Source organism: Methylobacterium sp. BE186 (assembly GCF_031457035.1).
Lineage (GTDB): Bacteria > Pseudomonadota > Alphaproteobacteria > Rhizobiales > Beijerinckiaceae > Methylobacterium > Methylobacterium segetis.
This window is the reverse complement of record NZ_JAVDVV010000011.1, coordinates 1-25226: the sequence shown is the minus strand read 5'-3', so window position 1 is coordinate 25226 and position 25226 is coordinate 1. Positions and strand designations below refer to the sequence as shown.

General features: G+C 62.4%; 14 protein-coding genes, 1 tRNA gene and 1 pseudogene. 7 read left to right on the top strand and 9 right to left on the bottom strand.

All coding sequences use genetic code 11. From position 1 onward, the window contains the following. Positions 1–243 precede the first annotated feature (243 nt). From J2X36_RS13365 to J2X36_RS13340, 6 genes and pseudogenes are all read right to left on the bottom strand, one after another. Positions 244–942 carry a recombinase family protein gene (locus tag J2X36_RS13365; RefSeq protein ID WP_310350377.1) on the bottom strand — a complete coding sequence of 233 codons (699 nt, stop codon included), beginning with the start codon at positions 940–942 and terminating at the stop codon, positions 244–246. Between the two features lie 446 nt (positions 943–1388). Further along, on the bottom strand, positions 1389–1685 hold the full coding sequence (locus J2X36_RS13360; RefSeq protein ID WP_310350375.1) for a hypothetical protein: 297 nt from the start codon (positions 1683–1685) through the stop codon (positions 1389–1391). Between the two features lie 346 nt (positions 1686–2031). Continuing rightward, positions 2032–4851, bottom strand: a complete 2820-nt coding sequence (locus J2X36_RS13355) for a DUF499 domain-containing protein (RefSeq protein ID WP_310350372.1) — start codon at positions 4849–4851, stop codon at positions 2032–2034. A 10-nt stretch (positions 4852–4861) separates the two neighbouring features. After that, on the bottom strand, positions 4862–7780 hold the full coding sequence (locus J2X36_RS13350) for a DUF1156 domain-containing protein (RefSeq protein WP_310350369.1): 2919 nt from the start codon (positions 7778–7780) through the stop codon (positions 4862–4864). After that, entirely contained in the window at positions 7777–11292 is a 3516-nt protein-coding gene (locus J2X36_RS13345; protein WP_405029783.1) for a helicase-related protein, read from the bottom strand. Before J2X36_RS13345 ends, J2X36_RS13350 begins: the two co-directional genes overlap by 4 nt. Positions 11293–11739: 447 nt before the next feature. Beyond that, positions 11740–12167: pseudogene (locus J2X36_RS13340) on the bottom strand (transposase); the annotation flags it as partial. Between the two features lie 229 nt (positions 12168–12396). Between J2X36_RS13340 and J2X36_RS13335 the strand changes: the two are divergent. Together J2X36_RS13335 and J2X36_RS13330 are read left to right on the top strand one after the other, a co-directional pair. Further along, the gene (locus J2X36_RS13335; RefSeq protein ID WP_310350364.1) at positions 12397–13680 is read left to right on the top strand and encodes a hypothetical protein; all 1284 of its coding nucleotides are present in this window, start codon (positions 12397–12399) and stop codon (positions 13678–13680) included. 348 nt (positions 13681–14028) lie between these two features. Then, positions 14029–14139 carry a hypothetical protein gene (locus tag J2X36_RS13330; protein ID WP_405029787.1) on the top strand — a complete coding sequence of 37 codons (111 nt, stop codon included), beginning with the start codon at positions 14029–14031 and terminating at the stop codon, positions 14137–14139. A 191-nt stretch (positions 14140–14330) separates the two neighbouring features. Here J2X36_RS13330 and J2X36_RS13325 read toward each other — a convergent pair whose 3' ends face one another. After that, positions 14331–14951, bottom strand: a complete 621-nt coding sequence (locus tag J2X36_RS13325; RefSeq protein WP_310350361.1) for a hypothetical protein — start codon at positions 14949–14951, stop codon at positions 14331–14333. A 490-nt stretch (positions 14952–15441) separates the two neighbouring features. Next, positions 15442–15517: transfer RNA gene (locus tag J2X36_RS13320), tRNA-Thr, on the bottom strand. Positions 15518–15726: 209 nt separating this feature from the next. On the opposite strand from J2X36_RS13320, the gene J2X36_RS13315 reads away from it, so the two are divergent. From J2X36_RS13315 to J2X36_RS13295, 5 genes are all read left to right on the top strand, one after another. After that, positions 15727–16206 carry a TerB family tellurite resistance protein gene (locus J2X36_RS13315; protein WP_310350358.1) on the top strand — a complete coding sequence of 160 codons (480 nt, stop codon included), beginning with the start codon at positions 15727–15729 and terminating at the stop codon, positions 16204–16206. A gap of 31 nt (positions 16207–16237) precedes the next feature. Beyond that, complete coding sequence (locus J2X36_RS13310) at positions 16238–16648, top strand: CidA/LrgA family protein (protein ID WP_132257400.1); 411 nt, start codon at positions 16238–16240, stop codon at positions 16646–16648. After that, positions 16645–17361 carry an LrgB family protein gene (locus J2X36_RS13305; protein WP_310350354.1) on the top strand — a complete coding sequence of 239 codons (717 nt, stop codon included), beginning with the start codon at positions 16645–16647 and terminating at the stop codon, positions 17359–17361. The genes J2X36_RS13310 and J2X36_RS13305 overlap by 4 nt, the downstream gene beginning before the upstream one ends. A 335-nt stretch (positions 17362–17696) precedes the next feature. After that, positions 17697–21674 carry a tandem-95 repeat protein gene (locus J2X36_RS13300; RefSeq protein ID WP_310350351.1) on the top strand — a complete coding sequence of 1326 codons (3978 nt, stop codon included), beginning with the start codon at positions 17697–17699 and terminating at the stop codon, positions 21672–21674. Between the two features lie 32 nt (positions 21675–21706). Further along, entirely contained in the window at positions 21707–23935 is a 2229-nt protein-coding gene (locus J2X36_RS13295) for a CHASE2 domain-containing protein (protein WP_405029786.1), read from the top strand. A gap of 14 nt (positions 23936–23949) precedes the next feature. On the opposite strand, the gene J2X36_RS13290 is transcribed toward J2X36_RS13295, so the two are convergent. Continuing rightward, positions 23950–25059 (bottom strand): NAD(P)/FAD-dependent oxidoreductase, encoded by a 1110-nt coding sequence (locus tag J2X36_RS13290; RefSeq protein ID WP_310350347.1) that lies wholly within the window; start codon positions 25057–25059, stop codon positions 23950–23952. Positions 25060–25226 lie beyond the last annotated feature (167 nt).

Sequence of the window (25226 nt, the reverse complement as noted above, 5' to 3'; positions counted from 1 at the left end):
TGGCTTGGACAAGCATGGGGACGTGGACAGGGGCAAGGGTAGGGACGTGGGTCGAGCGATCCTAAGTACCTGTTCTTATTGGCGAATGTATTTTTCGGCGCACGGAAGGTGGCACCCTCATCCCATACAGAAGGTGCCGCACTCGTCACGTGCGCGCACATGGATGCCTGAGTTGAGTCGTCGCCCCTGTCCTCCGCTAATTGCCAAGCCAGAGCAATAGGTTGGCAATTTTGAGCCACGTCCCTACCCTTGCCCGGCCCTGTCGAGCACACGCTTAATCTGCATCGCCGTCCAGGTACTGCCGCGTGGTGTCTCGAAACCGCGCGCATTCAACGCAAGGGCAAGGGCGCGAAGTGAACCTGTGCCTTTCGCCTGCAACTCACGAATGACTGGCAGGACGTTTGTGGCGAAATCGTTAGCCGCGCGGGTGCGAACCTCGCTCCCGAGTTTCTGAGCTTCGGCGAGGTTGGTGCGGTTACCGAGCCTCGCCCCCTGCGCCTTTTTCGCTGCAAGCGCGGACTTGGTGCGCGTCGCGATCATCGCTCGCTCTTTTTCGGCGAGCGCGGCGTAGAGATGCAGCACGAAGGGATCGACGCCCTCACCAAGCTCAGCGACCAGAAAGGGTACCCGCTGCGCCATGAGGCCCGCGATGAACGCCACATCGCGAGATAAACGATCGAGCTTTGCCACAACGACGGAGCACCGAAGCTTGCGGGCCGCTGCGAGCGCCGCAGCCAATTCCGGGCGGCGATCGAGCGCGTCGATGCCCTTGCCCGTCTCGACCTCCACATGCTCCGCCAACAGCGTGAACCCGTTTGCTGCGGCGAAGCTCGTGATTGTGGCGCGCTGGGCCTCCAGGCCCAGCCCGCTGCGGCCTTGGCGGTTGGTGGAGACCCGGAGGTAGGCGACCAGGGGACGAGGGGTGCCGTTCACGTTGAGCATGTCCAAGCTGCGTAACACCTCTATATGCACATATTGAAAGGTTACAAAAGCTGATATCGTGTCGTGACGTGACTGGTGGCTGCGGCGGCCCGACTGTCGGCGACGGACTGTTGAGCGGCCAATAGGCGCCGCGTGGGCGGCATGGCTGATACACCCGGACGTACCTAGAACGTCGTCCTAAGCCTTCTAACGACCCTGCGCGCCAGCGGATGCTGTTGCGCTTTTTCTCTCCCACGTGCTGGTGGTGCATGGCGAGACGGTGAGTGCCGGCCGGCGTTCTGCGGCTTTGAGCTGCCGAAAATGGCCACTACTTCACCGAAGCACCCCCGACCCCGGGGGTGAGGCTCAGGCCGGCATCAAAGTTGCGCACCTGCGCGCGTGATTTCGGCCCTCCGCGCCAACGAATCGGCTTCGGTGCCGAATTGGTCTACGTTCAGCGAAGCGCCTCAGGGTTCGGTGCGATCGAGAAAACGAGCGATGCCGAAGATCAGCGAGCTCAGAGAAGGCAAGCGGTGCCGCTCGCACACTGCGAAGCTCACCACCTTGGTCGCCTGCATGCGCCAGGTGCAGCGTCGGCGCCGTAGGAGGGAGTATGCCGCCTGGGTCGCGAGCGAGGCCAGGGCGGAGGCGCGCAACGCCCGCGCGCTAGCCCGCCGCGAGGGCACAGCGATTTTGGCGAAAGCCCGAATCAAGGCATGCCGGCGACACCCCAGCGCCGCGGCGATACGCTTGCTGGCAAGCATCGCCCAGAGCCCAGACGTGCCGGCCACCTGCCGTGTTGAGGCCGCGGCGACGATCCTCTCGTGGACACGCCTAGCTGAAAAGAACGGCGCCCTCATCGCAGGTATTCAAGGCGAACTCGAACGCCCGCCGACCACTCATAGGGATGACCGACCTCGCTACTCGGACGGCACCGCGGAAGCCGACAAGCACTCCTGCCCCCTCGCGGGAAGGCCGACCAACCGGAAACCTAGGTAGAAGTGCACTTCGCGCTACTCCCGGCCCCCACGCTGAGAACACGTCACCGAAAAAGACGCTGACCTGCGGGCCACGACTGAAATCACACAGCAGCGACCCGCACTGCTTCATTTACTCCCAATCCGCTGTCTTAAGTCCAAGGCTGCGGGCATTCTCGGACACCGCACGCCTGATATGATCCGCAGCGCCATTCGGGAAGTCCGCGGCAATCTCGATGGTGACCCGCAACTCCCCGTTCGGATCGCTGGCAAGCAAGTTGACGATCTCGTCCGCAATTTCGATCATACGCATCTTCGCAGTTGCCGGGCTAATCTCGGCGGTACCATGAAACAGCTTTGGCCGCGGAGAAGAAATTGTCTCACTCAGCGCATTTTCCCCTCCTCCAATAGCTGACCCAGATGTGGTCTCGATGCGATTCGCCTCGACCGGCAGTTTTGAGGTAATTGAGGAACTGACTAGATTGCTGGCGGCAGCTTCAATGCTCTCAGCGGCCTCCGGTTCGATCAGTAGGAGAGTGTCATCAAGCTGTACGCTCCCACTCCCGAATTGGAAGCCTACGTAGCCATCCGCGGACCGCCCGTAAGCTATTCCGAAGAAGTCACGAGTGGATATTCCAGCTTTAATTGCCTGCGATAGCACATCGCGACTCTTTAAGCGCGGCAGATAAATATAGCGCAAAGAGTCTTCCCAAAATTCTAGCGCAACAACTTCTTTCCGACCGTCCTTCCAATACAATTCTTTTAGCTTTGACCGAAGATGTATCGGAGACCAAGCGGTAATCACGAGTTCGTTATCGGCGCAAATGCGCTCGATTTCGCCTTCGAGCGACCCGGCACTTGTGCTGAGCGCAAAGGCCTCCACTTCCACCTTACGGTCAGACAAAGACTCCTGGCTAGGCACTAGAAGCCAACGGTAGCACTCGCGTACTGCGCGCGGAAGAACGCTTAGAGCAGCTTGTAATTCCTTTTCCGCCTGATTTTTTTGAAGAAGGTCGATATTGAGACGCCCATCTTTCACATCTTCAACGATTGAGGCCCAGGCGAGCGCGATACGAACGACGTCCGCAACGCGCACAAGAGCTCCGTGATCGGCGGCAAGGAAGAGCAGTCGATTGCCACGATAACGAGGCTTCGTCCCATTACTATTGACATATTCGAGTACCGCTTCGACCGCGACACGCGGCTCCTCACGCGAGTACCACGACTTTAACGGAAGCATTATTAGACGCAGCGTCGGATCGTCAGGCACATCAGCATGCGGGGTGAACACGTGTACACCACCGAAGAATTTCCCACTACCTACGAGTCGAAATGCAACATCGGCAACTTTATCTCGCACGTCTGAATCATCACGGAAGCGCCTCTTTCTATCCTCCATTTCCCGGCGGAGATTAGCACGCGTATCAAACCAAAAGCGTGTGGTATCCTGCGATCTATCGCCAGAGCTGTTGAGGTAGTGAAGTCGGTCTGCTAGTCTGTTCAGTGCATCAGAATATACGGAGCACAGCTGGCCCGGCTGAATGCAGCCAAGCAGAATGCGCGCGCGATCCAAACCGCGAATACCTGCGGTGTCGACAACAGACGACGGTGCGCTGCCGAGAAATATTGTACGTGCAACACGGCGGGCAGCATGCAATTGGCCGAAGCGTGTTTCCTTATTCTCGAGCTCAGTTGTCTCAGCGCGTTCCCCGTCGATGTCCCTCTCTATTACCGCGTCCCATCCGCCGGGAAGATAATAGGTCAGCTCACTCCGACTGCTGCCGTCATAGAGCGGCAGCGATCCAGGAAGAATCATAAGATCTTTGTTGTCATCCTTCCAAAGCGAATAAATGGCCTTCGCCATCAGCTTAAGAACACCGCGAGTTCTCTGAAAGCCATCGATGGTCGTCCAATCTTCGTATAATCTGTCAAATATTTCCGGATGCAGAGGATATGCGCCGACAAGACGTTTGTAGTAACGGCCTTCCTGTGTTTCAGTTGGAAGCTTCGCGCCTTCCTCAATGTAAGCTTCGGCGAAGGCCCTGCAAACAGCATCTCTGGCGCTAGTATCGCGCACCGGCTCGAACAGGCGGCGCCGCACAATCTCGAAGGCTTCCTCGGTCGCTACAGGCTTCCATAACGCCTGCACTCGTCCAAATGTTTTCTCAAGCGCTCGAAGTGCTGCCACCCCACGCTGGCTGCCGGCTTCAATCTCGGACTCTGGCAAGGATGCTATAACGATTGCGCCAGGTACCAATTTAGCCGCCTCAGTTAAAGCCTGCACGAAAGACAGATTACTGTCGTACGTCCCTCCGCTAAGTATCTGACCTTCGGCGAACTGCCGCACGTACGCGACGAGTTCATCTATGAGTACGACGCACGGTGCGTGGCAGGCCAGCAGCTTGCGCAAAACCTCTTTGCCGGGCGAAGTGCCTGTCCTGTCGGCCTCCCGGAGTAGTTCATACCCGGCTTCATCTCCGAGCTGCCAACCGAGTTCGCCCCACAGGGTGCTGATGCTCTGCTCGCCGCGACGCCAGGGCTGGCCCGGCGAAAGCGCCGTTCCGTCAATGACCGCGACCCGCGCTCTTGGAACATCCATGAGGCCGGCGCGATCTATAAGCTCGGGAACACCCGCAAGTTCAGAAAGCGCGATTTCACGACAAGCCAGGTGATATACGGCTAGCATGGTGTGCGTCTTGCCGCCGCCAAACGCAGTTTGCAGCTGAATGACTGGCTCGCCGCCTTTTCCCGCAAGCCTCTGCGCCACCTGGGTTAGCAGAAGGCGCATGCCTTCTGTGATGAACGTGCGATCAAAAAATGCCGCAGCTTCTTGATACTCCCTGCTAGCTTGGCCAGATCTAACTGCAGTGATATCCGCCGCGAACTCCGATTGCTGAAACGTTCCTTCAAGAACATCCTTATGTGGAACTGCGATCTCTCTCCAAGGCTTCATAATACTTCCCCTATGCAGCCTCGAATAGAGACGCCTGCTTCGGTCCGACGACCTTGGAGGCCGCCGCCTCGATAGCACTCCAGCTCGTGATTAGCTCGTTATATGCGCGAGCATCTTCTGCCCAGCCCGAACGCTCACAGAGTGTGTAAAGGCGGTATGCAAGCTGACTTACCCCTTCAGCTTTTGACGCAATAGTTGCCAAGACCGCTCCTGCTCCGCCTTCGCCATCTGTGCGAAACACGCGGATCAGCTGGTGAAGCGCCTCCCAGATGGGGAGACGAACATCCGTTCGAGGATCCCAACCGGGGTCGTACTCTGCCCATTTTAGAAGTCGAACAACACCGCCTGCCGAATAGACGACACCAGCATGTTTGACACTCTCAACTGCAGTTCCCTTTGCGCGCGCGAGCGTGTCCGCATCTCCAAACCGGCCTTCTTTCCAGCCATGTTGCTCGAACCAGTGAAGACAGAATTGAGTATCGGCGTCGAAATCATCCTCGGCCAGAAAGCGGTTGATGAGGCGCAACGCCGACTGCACCTTCATCGGCGAACCGTCTGCTTCCAAGACAGCGGCGTATTTCGAAAAAACCGCCATCCCGGGTCCGATGATCGCTTGTGACAGATCGACCGGTGCGACAGGTGAACGGTCGTCTCCGGAGCCGCGGGTCATCTCATCAAGCGCCTCTGGAAGTACCTGGTTCAGCTCACGCATGAATGCTCTCCGAGAGATCGTCATCGCCTCCCTCGGTCGCGGCCGGCAAACTAGCACAATGCTCGATGCGAGCGCGTTCGAATCTAGCCCGCGCGAACGATTATCGCCCTCTGTTTGAACAGGCCATGTTCCTGTAATTGCAAGGCCGGCCCGCATCACCGCCTCGAGGAATGTTTCCCACCCAGTGGACTTCGTGCCAGTGTCTTTTGTTTCTGACTGCTTAAATGCATAGTAGATAGATACAGGCGCACCAGGGTGAGCTCGAGCGACGAGGAGCTCCATCGCCCTAGTCATTCCCTCTAAGAAGAACTTTTCTGCATTGTCTTTGCTTCCATGACGGTGCGCAAATGCGACTAGCTCTTCAGCCTTTGGCGTGGTGAGCGTCGCGAAAAGTTCGGGATAGATGTTCTTAAGTGCTGGACGGAGCCAGACGTAGAAAAAGTCCGACAGATCTGCGTAAGGCACATTGTCATAGTATGGCGGGTCAGTCGAGATGAAGCTGTGCTGGTCAATATTCTCGACCACCCCCGCATTTCGCATTACGACTGATGTTGACCCGCCGGACGGCAGAAATTCGATTGCTTTCGCCACGACGTCGCAACATTTCGCCCAGCCGGAGCTAGACTTTTCGAAGATATTTCCTTCGACGAAGTCCCAGGACATCTGGATCGCCTGTTTCGTGAACGTTCGCGCAATAGCGGAATCTTTTGGAAGCCATGTACATATCGCGCTCCCATAATGGAGCGCGCGGCCTAGTGCTAGAGTAAGGTACAATGTGACAGCCTCAGCGTAGGCTCGTGCACCGCTTCCGCCTTGCGCTAATGAAATGCCGTCGTCGGCCATACCGGCTCGTATTGCATCATTTTGAATAATAAGCTGCTCGCTCAGAACGCTTTCGGTGAGTGTGTTTAAGACAAGCATTTGCCTTTTTGTGAATAGCTGGCTGAACTTAGTCAAACCATAAACTTTAGTCCCCAAGTACTGCGTCGATCCAGAAACCTCGAGGTTTGGCTCCCATTGAGGGGCGGCTGTATTTGCGACTTGAACATGAGTATCGTTTGGCGGAAGAAAGACGCGGCCGCGGGGACCCTCCGCAACGATCGCGGTCAGGACGACACCTAAGCGGCCGGCCTGTCCTTCCGACTTGATATGCTCACCACTAATGGGCGAGCCGGACAGCAGGCATTTAAATCCAGCGCCTTTGCCGGGTAGCTTTGTACCGCGAGCTGCGTCGACAGGAGGTTTACCTCGGCGGATATGAAAGCTGATTTCATCTCCCGCTACTTCCGGTACAATGAATGCTTCCTTCCCCGGCTTATTTGAGAGAACGAATGTAGAAGCGAGTGGAACTTGCGCATGGCGAAATGCTGGATTGGGGCTCCGAACAGTTCGGGACCAAATCCATGCGACGACAGGTAGGCTTTTTCCTACCAATGGCTGAAGATCGGGCCTTTCAGTGGCTAGTTGAGCATCGACATGCACGGATGGGAACAGCTCTCCCATCTTACTCTTCGCAATCTCGCCAATTCGAGCTCCATACCGTCTCACGTCCTCAGCTATGCCGCTTGCCCCAATCCAATTCTCAACTGCAAACAGTCGATCCGATCCGACCCCCGCGTCCGCGCATACCGGCGGCAAAGCCGAAAAATTTCCAGGGATCTCAATGGCAGCTTTCGTGATCAGCACTGCTATGGGGTTCAGGTCGCTCGCATAGACATCAAGGCCCAGTCGTTGTGCCTCCATCGGAATTGAGCCTGCGCCTGAAAATGGATCATGCAGTCCCGGCAAGCGCTCCGGATCGAACAGTGTTGAGGCAAGAGGATGTTCCCTATTGAGGTTACAAGTCTCTCGCCAGCTTTTCTGTATTTCGATCTGCGCTCTTTCGAATACGCTCCTGTCCTGAGTGTTCTCCCACAGAATGACGTCCTTTAGAATGCTGAATAGCCGTTTTCTGCTTTTTGCCCATGATGCCTTCAAATGGTTTGGGGGAATTTCACCAGGATGTTCTAACTCCCATTTCCACGAGGGATCATTCACGAGCTGCGCGAAAATAATGGCGCGTGCTGCTGCGACAGGACGTTGAGCCCACCATTTGTGGAGAGTTGTCGGATAGCCTGCCGGGGCTTTTCTTTTCCGTCTGGCGGCCTCCTCGTTGATCGCAGTTAACGGCAGCGCAACTTCAATCAACTTCTTCGGTACTCTTACGAAGCTGCTCATTGGTGAACCTCGGCCAGGGCAAGTAGGTCGCCCAACTTGTAATTTACGGACGCAACTCCCCAGCCCGGCTCTCGGTCAAACGGGTTGGGTATAAAGTAGGGGCTACTGGGCGTATCGTTTTCGTCAACGATCACGATCGCCAACACGAACTTCTCGCCCTGGTTGAACGCGTACAACAATTCGTTGTGAGTTATGATTACGGTGCTCGCACCCTTTATCCGTCCTTTGACTTCGATGTGTCGCGCGTTCGGTTGCTCCCCGTTCACGCTTGGGGGATAGGAGGTGAGGTCCCAGCCACACTTCTCGGCGGACACGTCGACGACTCGACAACCACGAGCTTCCTCGGTGTGACGAACCGCTTCCATCGCAATCCGCTCGATGCGTTTGCGAGCGGCAGAATCTACCGCAAACATGGCGCCGACCGGGTCAAGCGGCTCTTCACCGCGACGAGACCTCATCACGCCGGCTGGGATGACGAGGGCAGCACCAAGAACTACGGGCGTGCCATTCACCACATGACGCATAGACTGCAGATCTTTTTTTCTGTTCTCCAGCCTACCTTCTAAGTCTCGTATCAGTCGACGAGTGTTCTCGAGGCTCAGACGGACATCTTTACCGGCTTCTTGGTCCTCCTTTATCTTGACCCAGCGGTCTTGCCAGAACGAGATTTCTTTTGTCAGGCGCTCGTGAACTGCAGCTAGTGTCTTATCGACGTGGGCAATCCGCCGGTCTGCTACTTCAGCATAGTGCTGAGGCACGAGGCCATTGGCTGCCAGAGAAATAGCACGGACCTCTTGATCAGCGGACAGCCATTTCTCGGCCATTATGTCCTGAATAAGATTTAACTCTCCTTCGTCGAGTGGCTCGAGATCGAGGTGTGGCGCCCATCCTGCGAATGCTGTGCTGCCATCGGGGGCAACTCGGACGAATTGCAACCGCTTCGAAAGAACTGTTCCGTCGCCAGATTTCACTTCATGCGTCAAAAGGAATAATAGCCAGGGCTCCTCGCCATCGTCTGCTGGATCTACTAGCACTGCGCCTTGGCGGAGGAGGTTTGCGTGCTGCTCTAGGATCAAGTCAGACGCGGACAGCATCAGGGGATGCCCGGGGTGTAGGAGATCGGCGCGTCGAATGCCCGGCTTGTCGAGGGGCAAAATCGCGCTTCGCTCAAAACAAACTCGCTCGTAGCGTTTATAGACAGGCTCTTGGTCGCGGCGGTTGCGGCCAATCAGCTTACGGTCTCGTTCTCTAATCGCTACAGGAACATGGGTGATCTCGTATCGCCCCGATTCTCGCGCATGCATTGTCCCGCCAAGGGCGCGGAAAGCATTGACGAAGAATGAGCGAACGAAGAAGGGCTGCAATCTCCGAGCTTCAGCCTTCTCCATCTCCTCTTTCACAGCGAAAAGGCGCTCGGGGCTCATAACTTCCTGTGACAGTGCGTTTCGATCAAGAAGTGTCTTTAAATGCTGCTGATCCAGAGCTTCATCAATCTTCCTTGTTAGACGAGCCCGAACGTCTGGCTGGTCTCCATAACATATGGCCTCAATGAGTAGATCTTTGAGACTTCGTTCCTCGAAGACTTCTCCCAATATATCGAATACTCTACCCTTTAGAGCTTCAGTCTCGACCTCAAGTTTTTTCAGGAGTCGGTGGTAAACATCGCCTTCCCGCGTCTCGCGTGCGACCAGGCTCCAAAGGTGGCAAACTTCAGTCTGACCAATACGGTGAATTCGTCCAAAGCGTTGCTCAAGCCGATTCGGGTTCCAGGGCAAATCGTAGTTGACCATCAGATTCGCGTTCTGAAGGTTGACGCCTTCGCCCGCTGCATCAGTGGCAACTAGGACCTGGACTTCGGGATCAGTTCGAAAGAGTCCCTGTACGCGGCGACGTTCATCGCGTTGAGTTCCGCCGTGGATCGTGACAATAGCATTGTGGTTGCCGAGCACACCGGCGATCTTGCGCTGCAAGTAATTCAGCGTATCGCGATGCTCCGAGAAGATAATGATTTTGCGCTGTCTTCCTTGAAAATCGCGCATTTCTGGGCTATTACGGAGTATACTCGATAGTTCATCCCACTTCTTGTCTTTGCCGGACGCAACAACTGCTTTTGCCTGCACCTCTAATCCACTGAGGCTTGCAATTTCGTCCTCGAGCTCCTTTAACGAGCGCGCAGCTGTCGCGTCGTCGAGAAGGGCTTCTTCAAGGTCCTCTTGTTCCTCTGCACTAAGATCGTCATCATCCTCAGGGATACTAGCCACCGTGTTCGCTGGCATATGACGGCCGCGGGTTCCGAGCCTCTCTTCTCGAAGCCGAGCTTCCAACCTTTCGCGACGGCGCCGCAGCGACTGGTAAATAGCTTCGGGGCTCGACGCGAGACGGCGCTGAAGGGCAGTAAGGGCGAAACCTACAGATCCTTTTCGTGCGCCCTCAAGTTCGTCCACCTTACCCATTTCGGTGCGGACATACTGCGTTACTGACTGGTAAAGCGATGCTTCGACTTCAGAAAGCTTGTAGTTGACTGTGTAGGCTTTCCGTTCCGGGAAAAGCGGTGTTGAGTCGAACTTGACGAGCTCCTCTTTCACCATCCGCCGCATAAGGTCGGATGCGTCCCCCTTGTGAACTCCATCTCGAAACTTCCCATAAAAGCGGTCAGAATCGAGAAGTGAAAGAAAAAGCTGGAAATCTTCTTCCTTCCCGTTGTGTGGCGTAGCGGTCATTAGAAGAAGATGACGCGTCTGCTCTCCTAATTTTTCCGCGAGGCGAAAGCGGCCGGTCTTCTCAAGCTTTGCCCCGAAGTAGTGGGCCGACAGTTTGTGAGCTTCGTCGAATACTACCAGATCCCAGCCGGCGGCGCACAACTCAGATTGTAAATCTTCATTGCGGGAAACCTGATCTAGTCGGACGATAATCTGGTTGTGATCTTCGAAGGCGTTGCCGCTGGGTGATGCCTGCTCGAGATTCTTGGAAAATATTTTGAATTCCAAGCCAAATTTCTCAAAAAGCTCGTCGCGCCACTGCTCGACGAGGCTGCCCGGAGCAACAATCAGGATACGGCGTGCATCGGCGCGCATGATTAGTTCGCGGATGTAGAGCCCAGCCATGACAGTCTTGCCGGCGCCGGGATCATCCGCGAGGACGAAGCGGAGTGGCTGGCGTGGGAGCATCGATTCATAAACGGCGGTGATTTGGTGCGGCAAAGGCTGCACGTTCGACGTATGAACGGCCATCATCGGATCGAAGAGGAAGGCGAGGTCGATCCGCTTCGCTTCGCACGCCAGCTGGAAAGCTGTACCATCGCCGTCGAAAGAGAATGGCCGCTCAGCAGTCGCTTCTTCTATTGCTTGCTCATCAGCCCGGCCGAGCATGCGCTCTTTCATTACGCCATTTGGTGTACGGTATATGAGTTGGACTGCGCCAGCTCCTATGGAGATTGAGGCGACAACCGTCACGACTTGTGCCGGCTCGATTCCGGATAGGCTCGCGCCCGCTACAATTTCTTCTAGGCGCATTGGGCGCTGCTCCTTGCCGCCTGCGCGCGGACCGTGTGGAAGTTTCAGCGGCGTAGGGAGAGGAGGTATTCATCATCCGTACCGCCGAGTATCGCTGAGGGGGCGGCTCAAGCTGAGACTCGATCACGGACCAAATAATTGGTCGCGCGACCATATTCTGCGTCTACCCGCCATAAATCTCAGGTTGTGCTGGCCTATCTTTGCTGCTGCAGGATGAATGTTTTTCACCTCATACCAGCTGGGAGCGGCGCTATGACTCGTGGTGTTCCCAAAGTGCGGCACGTGATCGAGTTACCCTGCCGCATGTCACCCCGTCCCCTCAACGATCTAGCGCTCGGCGAAACTCCGCTCGCTCCTGCGCGTCAAAAAACCGACCGCGCCAGCTCGGCGGCGCTTGCCGCAATCTTACGAAGCCGGGCTTGGCCGTGGCAAGCGCTTCATCATCATCCTCGAAGAGACACGCCGGGCTGGATCGTAGCCGCGCGAACCTTCGACACCGACGCCGCCCGAGCGCGTCACGGGGGCATCCAAGATGGCGCCGCTGAGGCTTGCTTCGCATCCAGCTCGCTCGCGATCTGCCATCGTCAGAGCGTGGGCGGGGCACTCGAACACACTCGCCTCGGATAGGCGCAAGAACCGGCGATGTATGGTCGTCAAGGGCGGAACATCGTGCGGCAGGTGCCGCCACGCGCTGCCCGTCCTGAGCAGATAAAGGATGCCGTCGAGCACCGCGCGCATCGGCCAGCGGCGCGGACGGGCCATTGTGGCGGGGCGGGTAGCAGAGGGGCAACAACCGCCCGTTTGGCCTCGCTGAGGCTGGTTGTGTCAGGCAGGCTCTCGCGCGCAAGCTCTGCGCGGGCGGCGGGCGTCCACATCGGCGATTCGGGGTAGCGTCAGACACTTCCCCAACGCCCGCGATTCTCGCCGCTCATCCCGCCCGGCATCCCCTTCACGCCGTTATAAAACGGGGTCTGAAATGGGAAGCCATTGAGAGCGCCGAGTCGAAGGTTAACGAGGGCTCGAAGTCAAGCTGATTATTAACGCTAGAACCGGCAACCCGCCGGCTTTGGGCCCGTTCAATCTCGACCTTGGCAGGAGGCTCGAATGTCTGGTGCTACGACGGCAGACACCCAACAGGAAGATCTCGGCGGCGGGCTGAGCGATCTGGACGTGGCAGTCCGCGTTCTCGCAAAGTTCTACGCTTCGGACGTCAACGGTTCCGCCGATCTGGTGGGCCTGCGCCGCATCACGAATGAGCTGATGAAGGGCGGAGCGTTGGGGCTGCGCAATGCAGACGACTTCATCACGGGAGTGAGCGACCCCGGGCTGTTGCCGGAGGTATCCCTCGATCAGTTCAGACGCGTGGTTTCGTCTGGGCGCGTCCTTGGCCTCAGGAGGCGGATGTCGCGTGTATCACCCAGGTGTGATGCAATCCTGTCTGGCAAGCATGGCCCAGTTCCGCAGCCCACACTGCCTGCGCGTTCAGACATCTTCAGGAAGAACGCCGAATTGGTCCAGGGCCAGATCGACGCGCAGTTCGATATGCTCGACGTGATGGCCGTGCCCAGCGAAACAGTCCTCTCTGCTCTTCCGCCTGAATGGACGCTGAGGACTGATCACGATGATGCTGTCGTTAGGAGGGTCGAAAGATTGGCGCGGGAGGCTCTCGCAATGCGGCGGCCGCCACTAATGAGCAGCATCGCCGATCTCCTAAAGGTAGGCTTCCCCAAAGATTGGCACCGTCCCGGCAGCTGGGATCTGATCTCCCTGGCGCAGGCGATGATGACCTGGCGCGACTCGGTCGTAAAAGATCTCACCTTGATCGCCGCCCAGAACGGATCGAGGGGCCAGACCAATCCTTTCGTCATGCCGCCGATCGACGTCAGCCGCTTCGAAGTCCGCAGCTGGGACAATCCTCCGGGCGCGCTTTCCCGAAGCAGCTGGATGTACGGCCTCAAAGGAACCGGCGCGAGCGTTGGCGTCGGCGGCACCGTCAACGGAGCTTCGGTCGGCTTCTTTGGCAAGGGAGTCGCGGGCGTGTACACTGCGGTAAGTGCGAAGGTCCTGTTCTCCGCATTCCTCGCCGGTGGCGGCCTCGGCGGGTTCCTGTTCCTGGCATTCTGGTTTCTCCGCAGCCTTTCGAAGAAGGGTGCGAAAGATGCCTATCTTGCTAGGATGGCCGAGCTCGTGACGGCGCTCGAGAACGAAGTTGTCGAAAACTTCATGGAAAGCTTCCTCGAGTTCTACGGGCGCCTCACCGAGACCGACACACTTAAGTATTCATACATCCTCAGCCTCAAGCTCTCTATCGCCATCGACCGTATGGCCGCCCGCAACAAGCTCGACCAATTCAACACGGTCGATCCGGCAAGTCGCACGGCTGCATAGGTTCGGTTCGGTCGGCATGCGCTTGGAGAGCAGCGCTCTTCCGCCTGCCGGCCGATTCTTGAAGGGGGTGCATTGGGGAGGTATCCAACGCTTCGCCAGACCGCCCGCTGCAACGGATGCGTAACGCACGCTGCCAAGCAGTGGCATCGGCATCATCGGATCCGGCGGTAGCGCCCGACGTACATTACGCACTCAGGACTGCGCGTTCAGCCTCGCTCGTCACGATCCTGAGCTGGCGAGGAGGACTGCGCTAAGCTGTCGGCCAAGGTTCTGATCGCAGCGCACTGATGTCAGCGAAAGACGCGCAACCGCCCTTTACACGCTTATCAAACTGCCAAGCTCAACGCCATCGACGCACTTACCTGGCTTGCCGGCGCGCTCGCGCGTCTGCTGGCCCATCCCGTTCGGCCCAGCGACAACCTGCTGCCCTGGAACCGGAAGCCTTACCAGCAGCCTTAGATTGCCGCTTGATCCGTAGCGCGCAGCATCAGTGATCGCGGCCTTCACCCCACGCGCACGGAGCAGCGAATCGAACTCGTTGTGAATGCCGGCAGCCCGCACTCCGTGATCGAAGACCTGCGTGAGCCGATTGTCGAAGCGCTTTAAGAGCATGATGTGGGGCCTGCACAGATAACCACATCCAGATGATCTTACATCGGTCTTTTGAAACAGCCCTGTTTCATAAAATTACTTTGCTTTACCGCTACGATATCTGTACTATTAGTCAACACTGCTGGACAGCTGATTATCTGCTCGGTACCTGCGGAGCAGTCCTTGCCGGTAAAGAATCCTTCGTAGACGTCATCACTACTACCAGATTTTCTGTACATGCTGATAGATCCAATCCCCGCGTTGCCACTCGCAGAGACAAAGGAAAGGTTAAGATAGTTTCCGCTCTTATACCCCGTGACCGTGTACTTGTTATGTTTATGACCATTCTCTACAATTGCGCCCGACCAAGTTCCGCCCACTCTTGAGGCTGAGAGTGTGTGTGGAAATACGTCAGTATCCGCCAGATTCGGCTGCTGGTTAGCCCCACAAGTGCCGTTCAATTCCTTGATGTAGAGCTGTGCCGGCTTATCATAAAACCAAGTTCCGACTCTGGTCTTAAGATCTGTATAAAGAGCCGCGCCCAAACCCGTTCCGAGCCCCGTCAGGCCCGCTAAAAGCAAAGCCCAGACCTTGGTTCTTCCTCTCTCTGTTAAGGTTGCGCGTACATCAGTTCGCGGCTGTGCTTGCTGCGCCGACCTTGCTGCCGCCTTCGCCATCATGAAGCTCCTAGATCAGTACCCACAAAAAGAAGACCTCCAAAAGAAATTCTCCTGGAGGTCTTCTAGAATACTGATTTATCCAACTTCAGTCGCAGAAACGGCGCGTGATCAGCATAGGCCCCTCCTATCATATCGTACGTAGGCCTGACATGGCGGCACCTAAGCAGTAGAAAAAGGGGTCCAAAAAAAATTCAATGCGAGATCGCACATCGAAACAAATTTGCGCCCGCCGACGGATCGTGCCGCCAGCCTCCACCCACGACAGCCCAGCGCGGCAGCGACGTCAGATTTCAAGCCCGACGCCATCGTGCTGCGCGTAGTACTGCCCAAGGTTAAGGTTGGGATGACTCGATCGCTGCCTCGGCCATCGATCTCGAACTGAGCGGCAGGAGTGGAGAAGCGGCCTGCCCCGGTGCACCCCCACTGCGCCCCATGCCGGGCTGCTGGGGTGCAAACTTTGGCCGTTTTGACGCTAAGTGCTTGAAAAGAATGGTGCCGCAAGAGGGATTCGAACCCCCGACCCCCTCATTACGAATGAGGTGCTCTACCAGCTGAGCTATTGCGGCCCGATCCACGCGCCGGAGGGCGCGGTGCGATCGTTCGGCTGAGGCTCATATCCGCCCGGCCCCGCATTGGCAAGGCGGCTCGCGTCTCGGGCAAGGCTGCGATGCAGCCGTGCCACGGGGATCGCTCGGCGGGCCTGCGCAGCGGTCTGCCGGCTTGACGGCGGTGAGCGCGGGCGAAACTGTCCCCGCATCGCAGCGGAAGGCTTCCGATGTCCCTGATCTCGCGCCTCAGAACCTACGCGTCCGAAGCGTTCGGGATCGCTCCGTCCGCCGTCGAGGCCGAGCTCGACGAGGAGCACCTCGCCGCAACAGCGCTCCTCGTCCACGTCGCGCGGGTCGACGGCGTGCTCGCCCCGAAGGAGGCCGAACGCCTCGCGCGTCTCGTCCGCGGCCGCTACGCGGATTCGGACGCGGCGGCGGACGCCCTCATCGCGCGGGCCACCGCCTTCGATGCGGAGACCCGCGATATCGCGATGCTCGTCGAACGGATCGGGCGCGAGGGCGGAACGGGCGAACGGGCGCGGCTGCTCGCCATGGCCTGGTCCATCGCGGGCGCCGACGGCAGCGTCGACGAGTTCGAGGAAGCGCTGGTCTGGCGGCTCGGCAAGCTCCTGGGGCTCGAGGAGGCCGCCATCGTCCGAGCACGCGAGGAGGGCCTCGCGGGCCGCGATGGGGCGGGACCGGCATGAGGGCGCGCCAGCCGGGACGGGAGCGCCGGCCATGATCGCGAGCCTCGCCCTCGTCCTCCTCGCCCAGCTTCTCGGCGAGGTCTTCGCGCGCGGGAGCGGCCTGCCGCTGCCCGGGCCGGTTCTCGGCATGGTGCTGATGCTGGGGTTCCTCACGCTGCGCGACCGCGGCCCCGCCGCGGTGCCGCGCGGCCTGCCGAGGCCCCTCACGGACGGAACCCTCGAGCAGACGGGCAAGGGCCTCCTCGCCAATCTCTCGCTGATGTTCGTGCCGGCCGGCGCCGGCATCGTCGGACGTCTCGACGTGCTCCAGGCGCAGGGCGCGAAGCTCGCCTTCGTCCTCGTCCTGTCGACGCTCGCCGCCCTTGCCGCGACCGCTCTGACCTTCGTCGCCGTCTCGCGCAGCCTCGACCGCCGCCGCGGCGAGCGGGAGGAGGCGGCGTGAGCGGCGAATTCGCGGTCTGGGTCTATCTCTCGCGGACGCCGCTGCTCTGGCTCACGGTGACGCTCCTCGCCTATCTCGTCGCCGACCGCATCGCGGCCGCGACCGGACGAAACCCGGTCGCGAATCCGGTGCTGATCGCGATCATGATCACGGCCGCGATCCTGTCCGTCACGGGCACGCCCTATGCCGACTACTTCCAGGGTGCCCAGTTCGTGCACTTCCTGCTCGGTCCCGCCACCGTGATGCTGGCGCTGCCGCTCTACGAGCACCGGGCGACCGTGATGCGGGCCCTCGTGCCGATGCTGGCGGCGCTCGGCGTCGGCTGCGTGGTGGCCCTCGTCTCGGCGATCGGCCTCGCTCGGTTGCTCGACATCCCCCGCCCCATTATCACGGCGCTCAGCCCCAAATCGATCACCTCCGGCGTCGCGATGGGTGTCTCGGAGACGCTCGGCGGCGATCCGACGCTGACGGCCGTGATCGTCATGCTCACGGGCGTCACGGGGGCGATCCTGGTCACGCCCCTGATGAACGCCCTGCGCATCCGCGACATGCGGGCGCGAGGCTTCGCGGCGGGGCTCGCCGCGCACGGCGTCGGAACGGCCCGGGCCTTCCAGGTCAGCGAGGTTGCCGGCACCTTCGCCGGAATCGCGATGGGCCTCAACGCTCTGTTGACCGCGATCCTGGTACCTGTGGTCCTGCGACTCGTCCCCTGACGCGATCGTCCGTCCGGAACCGTCCCAACGATGGGCCGTCCGGCGGCAACGTCGTGGCGCGGCTCGCGAAATCGCCCTCGTGTGCTCTCGGCACACTTGAAATCAGGACCGGCCTCGGATGAACCTGCGAGCTCTGGCGTGGCGATTGGAATCGGGCGGGGGCGCGTGCCGGCGCAACCGGTATTCGCGTCGCGCGGCAGAGGTTGGGCCGGCCGAAGCGGGTATTCGGATCGGCATTTCATGTGACCGCGCGCACCAACTCGCTCGGATACTTCCGGTAGCGAAACAATGAGCGCGCGTCGAAAGACGCGGGAATCGGACTTGGTGCGCAGAACGTGAAGACGATCGCCGACATCGGAGCGTATTCGCAAGGGGCGGCTTTCGGCCTCGCGGACCTGCGCGAGGTCGTCGCCGAGCCGGGCGGCACCATCCAAGTCGACGACGCGGCGCTGCTGTTCCGCGGACAATACATCCGCGCCGGCTCGGACCTGATCATCAGCGACGAGACCCATCGGCTCGTCGTGCACGATTATTTCGAGGTCGGGCGCCGGCCGAAGATCGTCGCGCCCGACGGCGCATCCCTGTCCGACGCGGTGATCGAGGCGCTCAGCCTGCAGCTCGGCGGCGAGCGATACGCGCAGGCCGGCGCACCGCAGGCCTCCGACGCCGCGTCGGCGATCGGTCGCGTGCAGACCGTCACCGGAACCGCCAACGTCGTGCGCAACGGCGTCACCGTCACGCTCCACGTGGGCGACCTCGTCTACAAGGGCGATGTCGTGCAGACGGAGCGCGGCTCGTCGCTCGCGATCTCGTTCCTCGACGGCACGCTGTTCAGCCTCTCGGCCAGCGCGCGGATGCTCCTGAACGACATGGTCTACAAGGCGGAGGGGGAGGGCAGTTCCGCGCTCTTCAGCCTCGTCCAGGGCTCGATCACGTTCGTGGCGGGCAAGGTCGCCAAGACCGGCGACATGAAGGTCTCGACGCCCGTCGCCACGATGGGCATCCGCGGCACGGCGGTCTCCGTGCAGATCGACGCCGACGACGGCACCACCCGCCTCTCGGTGATGACCGAGCCGGACGGGCGTACCGGCCGCTTCGACGTCTACGACCGCGACGACCCGAGCCGGATCCTCTTCACGGTGTCCGATCCGGGCCAGGCCTTCGTGGTGAGCCCGAACGGCCCGCAACAGGTCAAGTTCGAGCAGGTCGCCAAGACGCCGGCGGATTTCCAGACCGAAGCCGCCCTTGTCCAGGCGATCTTCAAGGCCTTGGCGGAGGCGCCGAGGCTGCCGGTCTACCAGGGACCGGCGACCGGAGGCGGCGGCGGTTCGAGCACCGAGCCGAGCATCATCCAGCCCGATTCCGGCCCGCCCGCGGGGCCCGGCGCACCGGGCGGCCCTCCGGGGACGCCGCCGGTCGATCCGCTCTCCGGCTCCCCGCCACGCGGTTCGGGCCAGCCGAACCCGGGCGACCCGCGGCCCGGTGGCCCGCCCCCGGAGCAGGCCCCGGACGACCCGCTCGTCCTGACGCCCCACACCTTCGCGGTCGTGCAGGGCAACGCCCTCGTCGCGGCGACCGCGGGACAAGGCGTGCTCGGCGCGACGGCCGCGCTCATCGTCGCGGCCCGGGCAGGCACGGATGCGCCGACCGACGGCCTCTCCGGCGGGGCGGTCGTGCTGGAGGGACGCTACGGCACGCTGCTGCTGCGCGAGGACGGCACCTACGTCTACCGCGCCGACAAGGCGGCCGCCCTCGCCGAGGGGCAGAAGGGGGCGGATGTCTTCACCTACCGCGTGCAGGATCGGACGGGCGCCACCGCGACGACGACGCTGACCATGGACGTGACCGGCGTCAACGACGCACCGGTCTCGGGCGGTGCGATCTCCCTCGGCGTGGTTCCGGAGGACCAGGGCCTCGTCCTCTCGCGGGCGGACCTGATCGCGGGCACGAGCGATGTGGACGGGGACGCCCTGCAGGTGGCCGGCCTTCGGGTCGCCGAGGGCGGCGGCACAATCGAGGATCTCGGTGACGGGCGCTACGCCTACCGGCCCGCTGAGAACGCCCATGGCGCGGTGACGCTCGCCTACACGGTCAGCGACGGACATGGCGGCAGCGTCGAGCAGGTTGCGCGCTTCGAACTGGCTGCGGTCAACGACGCTCCGGTCCTTGCCCGGCCGGTCGCGCTTCCGGCGGGTGCGGAGGACGCGATCCGCATCGTCACGGCGGCCGAGCTCCTGGCCGGTGCCAGCGACGCCGATGGCGACGCCCTGCAGGTGGCCGGCCTTCGGGTCGCCGAGGGCGGCGGCACGATCGAGGATCTCGGTGACGGGCGCTACGCCTACCGGCCGGCGCCGGATGCGAGCGGACGCGTGATCCTGGCCTACACGGTGACGGACGGGCACGGCGGCAGCGTCGCGCAGACGGCACGGTTCGACGTCTCGGCCGTCAACGATCCGCCCGTGATCCGCCCCGACGCGACCCAGGCGGCGGCGACCGTCGCGGAATTGCCCTACGGAGCCTCGGGCGCGGGCACGGCCGTCCATACCCGCTCGGGAACGATCGCCTTCGCCGATCCGGATGCGGGCGACGGGCATTCCGCCCTGCTGAAGGCGGACGGCACCGGGTATCTCGGCACGCTGACGCTCGGTCCGGTCGATCCGGTATCGCGCACGCTGACCTGGACCTTCACCGTGCCCGACCGCGCGCTCGACGGGCTCGCAGCCGGCGAGACCCGCGTGCAGACCTACACGGTCCTCATCTCCGACGGGCAGGGTGGCACCGCGGCGCAGCCGATCACCGTCACGCTGACGGGCGCCGGCGAGCGGCCCCCGATCGCTCACGACGATCCGGACCTGCATCCGAGCCTTCTGACGAATTCGAGCTTCAGCGCCGCGCCGGACTTCTCGGGCTGGAACACCGTCACCACGCCATCCAGCAATTTCACCGACAATTCGTACGAGGCGCATGTCTTCGTCGACCGTACGGGCACTCGCCTCGCGGGTGCGGACGCCGTCGCAGTCCTGAACTTCGACGGCCGCATCGACACGGCCGGCGGGACGGCCTGGGGGCCTTCGATCCGCAGCGCGAACTTCTCGGCGGCGGCAGGCGACGCGGTGAAGTTCGATTGGATCTTGTCCAGCGGCAGCGACTGGGCGCTCGGGCGTGGCTATCTCCGCGATTCCACGGGCCGCATCGTCGATACGGTGTTCGAGTTCAACAGCGGCTTATCGGGCTCGACGGGCCTCAGGACCAGCACCTTCATCCTGCCGACGAGCGGCTCGTACTACATCGACTTCCAAGTCGGTTCCTACGATTCGACATTCGGCCGCCTCGTCGGCGCAGAACTCGTGATCGACTATGCGGGCGTCGTGCCTCGAATTCGCGAGGACGTCCCCCTCGTCATCCACTCGGCCGAATTGCTCGCCAACGACAGCGATCCGGGCGGCCTCTCGATCCATTTGGTTTCGGTGGCCCCGACGAGCGAGCATGGCGGCACCGTCACGCTCAACACCGACGGGACGATCACCTACGACCCGCGCGCGGTCTTCGATCATCTGGCGCAGGGCCAGACGGCCTCGGATTCCTTCATCTACACGATCGCGAACACGAGCGGCGCCACGGCCTCGGCGACGGCCTCCTTCACGGTGGCCGGCGTCAACGACGCGCCGACAGGGGGCCTCGACCACATCCTCGCCGCCTCCGGCGCAGGCCTGTCCGTGCCGAAATCGGCCCTCCTGTTCAACGATCGCGACCCCGATGCCGGGGCTCATCTGCGCGTTGCCGACGTGACGGACGCGGGTGTCTCAGAGGGAGGCGACGCGATCATCGTCAACGGTGCCGGCAACGGCGGCCATTTCAGCTACGTCGTCGAGGACGAGTTCGGCGCCCGGGCCGCCCAGACCGTTCAGGCGGTCGTGAACCGCGCCGACGCGCTCGATCTCGTCGGCGCGCCCAACGACGAGATCCTGATCGCCGCCGGGAGCACGCAGGTGCTGACCGGAGGGGGCGGGCACGATGTGTTCGTCTTCGCGGATCCCACCACCGTGAGCACCATCACGGATTTCGAGCCGGGCGCCGCCGGTGACGCGATCGACCTCACCGGCCTGCTCGGCTCGGAGGTGACCGCCGAGACTCTGGGAGCCCATGCCCGCATGGCGGATGTCGACGGCCACCTCGCCCTGCAGGTCCATACCGGCCCTGACGGATCCTGGCACACCCTCGCCCACCTGAACCTGCCCGTGACGACACCGGACGTGACGGTGATCTGGACCGATCACCTCGTCCGCCTGAGTGTCCAGGCCCCGCTGGTGTGAGGGGAGGCGGCCGAAGCCGCGCGGCGTCCGGCATATCGATCCGCCCGGCAGCACCGCGGCGGAGGCTTGTCGCGCGGATCGGCCTCGACCGGGTCCTGGCGACGGCCGTGCTCCTGCTGCTCGTCCTCCTGCGCCTCTGGGACCCGCCGCCGGTCGAGACGCTCCGGCTTCGCACGTTCGACGCCTTCCAGATCCTGCGGCCGCGGCCTGCGACCCTGCGGCCCGTGACCATCGTCGACATCGACGAGGCTAGCATCCGCGCGCTGGGGCAGTGGCCCTGGTCGCGAACCCGCGTCGCCGATCTGGTCTCGCGGCTGACGGAGGCCGGCGCGGCGGCCATCGCCTTCGACGCCGTCTTCCCCGAGCCCGACCGGCTGTCGCCCGCCCTCGTCGCCGAGACCGTGCCCGGCCTCGACGCGCAGAGCCGGGCGCTGCTCGCCAAGCTTCCGAGCAACGATCGGATCCTGGCCGACGCCGTCGCCGCGTCGCGGGTCATCCTCGGCCAGACGGCCCTCGTCCAGCCCTCGGACCCCCCTGCGGGCCTGCCGGAGACCGGGTTCGCCCTCCTTGGGCCGGACCCCTCGGCCCATATCGCGCGCTTTCCCGGCCTCCTTCGCAACGTGCCCGAGTTGGAGCAGTCGGCGGCGGGGCGCGGCCTCTTCACCATCGTTCCGGAACGCGACGGCATCGTTCGGCGCGTGCCCCTCGTCCTGATCGCCGAGGGCCGGATGGTCCCGGCCCTCGCTCTGGAAGTTCTGCGCGTCCTCACCGGCAGCGGCGCCGTGATGCTGCGCAGCGATGAGGCGGGGGTCGGCGCGGCCGTGCTGCCCGGTTTCGAGGTGCCGACCGATGCGACGGGCTCGGTCTGGCTGCATTTCAACCACCACGATCCGGCCCGCTTCGTCTCGGCCCGATCCGTGCTCGACGGGAGCTTCGATCCGGCGCGGGTGGCGCAGAAGATCGTGCTGATCGGCACCTCGGCGATCGGTCTCCTCGACAACAAGACGACGCCGGTCGATCGCACCATCCCCGGCGTCGAGGTGCACGCGCAGGTTCTGGAGAGCGTGCTCACCCGCGCGACGCTGTCCTACCCGAGCTACGCGGCCATCGTGGAGGTGCTCCTGGCCGTCGCGGTCTCGGTCGGGATCATCGCCTTCGCGCCGGTGCTCGGGGCGGCGTGGCTGCTGCTGCTCGGTGCGGTGGTGGCCGTCTTCATCGCGGCGATCTCGTGGTTCCGCTTCAGCGAACTCGGCATCCTGCTCGACCCGACCTTTCCCCTCGGCGCGAGCCTCGGCGTCTACGCGGTGCTCGTCTTCACCAACTACACCCGCGAGCAGATGGGGCGGCAGCGCATCCGTTCGGCCTTCAGCCAGTACCTCTCGCCCGCCCTCGTCGATGAGCTCGCCGCCTCGCCGGAGAAGCTGCGCCTCGGCGGCGAGGAGCGGCGTCTGACGATCATGTTCAGCGACGTGCGCGGCTTCACCGCGATCTCGGAATTCTACCGCGCCGATCCGTCCGGCCTGACCGCCTTGATGAACCGGTTCCTGACGCCGCTCACCGACGCGATCATCGGGCGCCGGGGCACGATCGACAAATACATGGGCGACGCCATCATGGCGTTCTGGAACGCGCCCCTCGACGATCCGGACCAGGAGGCCAATGCCTGCGCGGCGGCACTGGAAATGATCGCCCGGATGAACGCGCTCAACGCGGCGCGCCGGACCGAGGCAGAGGCGGGCGGCTTCCCCGTCCTGCCCCTCGAGGTCGGCATCGGCATCAACACGGGCCGCTGCGTCGTCGGCAACATGGGGTCGGCGCAGCGCTTCGACTATTCGGTGCTCGGCGATACCGTGAACGTCGCCTCGCGGCTCGAGGGCCAGTCGAAGACCTACAGCGTGCAGATCGTCCTCGGGGCTGCCACCGCCGCGGCGATCGCCGGCCGCTTCGCGGTGCTGGAGATCGACCGGATCCGGGTGAAGGGGAAGTCGCTGCCCGAGACGATCTCGGTCCTTGCCGGGGACGCGGCGCTCGCCGCCTCGCCCGCGTTCCGCGAGCTTGCCGCCGCGCACGCCGCCCTGCTCGCGGCCTATCGCGGGCGGGACTGGGCGGCGGCGCGCGCGCATCTCGAGAGCTGTCGGGAACGCGGCGCCGGCCTGGGGCTGGACCGCCTCTACGATCTCTACGCCCGGCGCGTCGACGCCTTCGAGCGCGAGCCACCCCCCGAGGATTGGGCCGGGATCCACGTCGCCGAATCGAAATAGGGGAGGGGAGCGGCTCAGGCCTCCAGCCTGTCCGCGACCTCCTCGGCCAGCGAGAGGCTTGAGGTCAGCCCCGGGCTCTCGATGCCGAAGAGGTGGACGAGGCCGGGGAGGCCATGCTCGCGAGGGCCGTCGATCCGGAAATCGGCCGCCGGCTCGCCGGGCCCCGTAAGCTTCGGGCGGATGCCGGCGTAATCGGGCATCAGGCTGCCCTGGGGCAGGGCAGGCCAGTAGCGGCGGATCGCCCCGTAGAAGGTCTCGGCGCGCGCGGGTTCGACGGTGTAGTCGAGCCGGTCGACCCACTCGACATCGGGACCGAAGCGCATCCGCCCGGCGAGATCGAGGGTGAGGTGGATGCCGAGCCCGCCCTCCACCGGTGCCGGGTAGACGAGCCGCCGGAAAGCCGCCTTACCGGCGTAGGAGAAGTAGCTGCCCTTCGCGAGAACGAGGCGCGGCACGCGCGGGGTAGGATATCCGTCCGTCCGCGCGGCGAGCGTCGGTGCCCCGAAGCTCGCCGCGTTCACGACCGCGTCGAAGGGCATCTCTCCCGGCGCCTCGCCGCCGAACACCGCGCTCCACGCATCGCCCCGGCGCAGGAGTTGCTCCACCGGCGTTCGCAGGGCCAGGACCCCGCCCGCCGCCTCGACGTCGCCGAGGAGCGCCAGCATCAGGGCGTGACTGTCGACGATGCCGGTCTCCGGCGAGAGCAGAGCGCGGGTGCAGGCGAGATTCGGCTCGAGCGCCCGAGCCTCCGCACCGGAGAGGAGGCGCAGGCCCTCGACGCCGTTCGCGCACGCGCGGTCGAAAATCGCGACGATGGCCGGCTCTTCCGCCTCCGTGGTGGCGACGACGAGCTTGCCCGGGCGGGCATGCGGCACGAAGTGGCTCTCGCAGAAGGCGTAGAGGCGGCGGCGTCCCTCGACGCAATGGCGTGCTCTCAGCGAGCCCGGCGGATAGTAGAGGCCCGCATGGATGACCTCGGAATTGCGAGAGGAGATGCCGGTCCCGATCGCGTCACCCGCCTCGGCGAGCACGATCTCGTGTCCGCGCCGGCCGAGCGCGCGCGCCGTCGCCAGGCCGAGGATGCCGGCACCGACGACGAGGATGGAGAGGCGCGCCCGGGGCATGCCCGAGAATAGCGCAGCGGATCGAGCTTGGCAGCGGGGGTGAAAAGCCCCGGTGCTAAGCCCTCCGTGGGACTATCGTTCTCTCCAGGCTTTGGCGATCTGGTCGGTGAGGGGCTTGGTGAGGTAGGAGAGCACGGAGCGCTCGCCGAGCTGCATGAAGCTCTCCA